General features: G+C 39.4%; 4 protein-coding genes. All 4 read left to right on the top strand.

Going from position 1 to position 2,658, the window contains the following annotated elements; genetic code table 11:
* Positions 1 to 147 precede the first annotated feature (147 nt).
* The 4 genes from VCHENC03_RS18395 (at position 148) to VCHENC03_RS18405 (ending at position 2,476) form a co-directional block, all read left to right on the top strand.
* Positions 148 to 495: a DUF3024 domain-containing protein gene (locus tag VCHENC03_RS18395; RefSeq protein ID WP_009705214.1), complete on the top strand. Its 348-nt coding sequence runs from the start codon at positions 148 to 150 to the stop codon at positions 493 to 495.
* A gap of 215 nt (positions 496 to 710) precedes the next feature.
* Positions 711 to 989 (top strand): hypothetical protein, encoded by a 279-nt coding sequence (locus VCHENC03_RS0125480; RefSeq protein ID WP_032802351.1) that lies wholly within the window; start codon positions 711 to 713, stop codon positions 987 to 989.
* Between the two features lie 139 nt (positions 990 to 1,128).
* Complete coding sequence (locus VCHENC03_RS18400; RefSeq protein ID WP_009705213.1) at positions 1,129 to 1,680, top strand: hypothetical protein; 552 nt, start codon at positions 1,129 to 1,131, stop codon at positions 1,678 to 1,680.
* Between the two features lie 139 nt (positions 1,681 to 1,819).
* Positions 1,820 to 2,476 carry a hypothetical protein gene (locus tag VCHENC03_RS18405; protein WP_009705212.1) on the top strand — a complete coding sequence of 219 codons (657 nt, stop codon included), beginning with the start codon at positions 1,820 to 1,822 and terminating at the stop codon, positions 2,474 to 2,476.
* The last annotated feature ends 182 nt before the right edge of the window (positions 2,477 to 2,658 follow it).

Here is a 2,658-nt window from a genome sequence, read left to right as displayed (position 1 = left end):
TTTTAGTGTTTAAGGTGGTATGCGGTGACATCGGTATTGCGTTGCTCACACCTTAACAGGGCGTTATGTACTTTCTCGAAAATTAACCTAGCCAACGTATGAAATTAGGTCGTAAACTTAGTTTAATTAAAGGGTTAGGTGATAGATATGGCATTTTCAGAAATTGAGCAACAGCGTTATAGAAAGGTAGTGGAGAAGTACCTTGATTCTTGTCGGCCGCCAGAAGAGATCCGCAACCAACTTGATATTGGGTATCGTTTAGAGGGGCAAGTCATCGAAATCTTCGAGATACGTCCTAAGTGGAATGATCCATCCGAAAAAATGGAGTGCCCAGTAGCCAAAGTCAAATATTATAAGTCGCGTGATGCGTGGAAAATTTACTGGATGAAATCCGACCAAAAATGGCATTCGTATGAGCCAGTTCCAGAGATTCAACTTCTAGAAGCTTTCTTGGAAATATTGGAAGACGATACTTATGGGTGTTTCTGGGGATAGAACCAACCACGTACATAACAAACTGTTCAAGAGGGATTCGCAACGCGTGGCATTTTTACTATGCGTTGGTTTTAGTGATTAAGGTGGTGTGCGGTGGCTTCGGTATGGCGTTGCTCACCCCTTAACAGGGCGTTAGGCGACATGAGACAAACGATAGAGTAGTGATAGTATCTTGGCGTGAATCTAGCTTCAGTTAACAGAAAAGGAGTGGATTAATGAATGGTAAAGCATTTGATAATTGGCAAAAATCGCGAAAGAAAGGATGTTTAAATTGGCTTTTCAGAACAACTTTCGTCACAGCCATTTTGTACATAATTTTTAATGTTATTTTCCTTTATCCATCTTCTTATGCGGCAAGCATTACGGTTTTCTTATCGGATAATGCTCTTAATTACTCAATTTACACGATCGGGATGTTTTTCGCATTTTGGGCTATTTGGCTATACAACGAATCTTCGTATGAGAAAGAAGTTAAACGTAGAAATGTCGCCTAACAAACTGTTCAAGAGGGATTCGCAACGCGTGGCATTTTCACTATGCGTTGGTTTTAGTGTTTAAGGTGGTATGCGGCGGCTTTGGTATTGCGTTGCTCACCCCTTAACAGAGCGTTATGTAGCAACGAGGAGTAATTGATTGAAAAGTAAGCTAGTTGAATTTCAACAGCACCTCTATCATGGTGTTGAAGATGATGATAAAGCCGAAGAACACTTAGATAGCATTTTGCCATACATCGGTTTAGTTGTTATGTATTTCAATTCGTTAGAGTCAGACCTTGACTCAGTTCTATGTGAAAACTTTACTGAACGCACAGACTCTCCAGGTTTAATAGTTCTTAATAAGTTGAATTATTCGGCAAAAGTGGACTTACTAAAACGTTTCTGTGATGACTTTCAGTTGGGTGTAGCTTGTAACCTTACTGGTTACGAGCAGATCATCACAAATCTGAACGAGTGTGGTCGACTAAGGAATATGGTTGTACATGCTAACTGGGAAGCCACTGATGCAGAGGGCTATACCTATATCAAGTTGAAAATGTCTAAAAAAGGCATGAATCAAGAGTATGTTCAGTTTACCGAAGCATCAATGGAAAAGATTACGTCGTTGATTGTTAAAACTAGACATAACCTTTGGGAGTTCTGGGAGCATAGAAATGACGTTCTTTATGGGCGAGAGTCTGCTACATAACAAACTGTTCAAGAGGGATTCGCAACGCGTGGCATTTTCACTATGCGTTGGTTTTAGTGTTTAAGGTGGTATGCGGCGACTTCGGTATTGCGTTGCTCACCCCTTAACAGGGCGTTAGGCTTAAATAGCAGGGAGTATTATGAGTAAAAAACGTAATTATGTTGAAGAAATTCTTGATATAAAAAGTAGGAACAATAAAACCTTCCCTCGCTATGAGTTGATAGTTAAACGGGTTCACCCTTTAGTGGAAGGGTTTAGAACGATTAAAAAACTACCAGCTTCAACGTCATTTAGGAATGAATGGTTGAAGTACGGAGCTATTGGGTATGTCGCGATAATGGAAGGTTACTTTCGATTATTGATTGCCGACTTGATTAATGCTGGCTCTCCTTATAAAGATAGAATTGTTGAACTTCGAGAAATAAAATTTACACCTGAGGTGGTACTAGCTATTCAAGATAAAAAAGTGACTCTTGGAGAATTTATAGCACATTTATTACCTATTAATAGGCTCAGTGATATCGATAACCATCTTTCTGTATTATTGGGAGCATCCTTCTTAAAAAGTTTAAAAGCGGAGCCCACTTACCCTCCTACAAATATGAAGCCATTTGGAGAGTTGTTTCCAAATACGTTTCCTCATATTGAGAGGTTGTTTGAGCTTAGACATATCTACGCTCATGAACTAGCTACAAAAGAAAAAGTACCTGTAAAACTATTAGAATCTTACATTAGTAGTTCCGCCCATTTTATTTATCAAACAGAAGTGTTCATCTCTGAGAAAGTTGGAATTTAAGCCTAACAATCTGTTTAAGAGTGATTCGCAACGCGTGGCATCTTTACTATACGTTGCGTTTAGTGGTTAAGGTGGTATGCGGAAGCATTGGTATTGCGTTGCTCACACCTTAACAGGGCGTTAGTACGGGTTTTACATCAAAGGTCATAAGTTTTGGTGTTTATCTGTTTTGGCGCTCGTCT

The organism is Vibrio sp. HENC-03, from assembly GCF_000305755.2.
Classification (GTDB): Bacteria; Pseudomonadota; Gammaproteobacteria; order Enterobacterales; family Vibrionaceae; genus Vibrio; species Vibrio owensii.
This window is presented reverse-complemented; position numbering and strand designations above follow the sequence as displayed.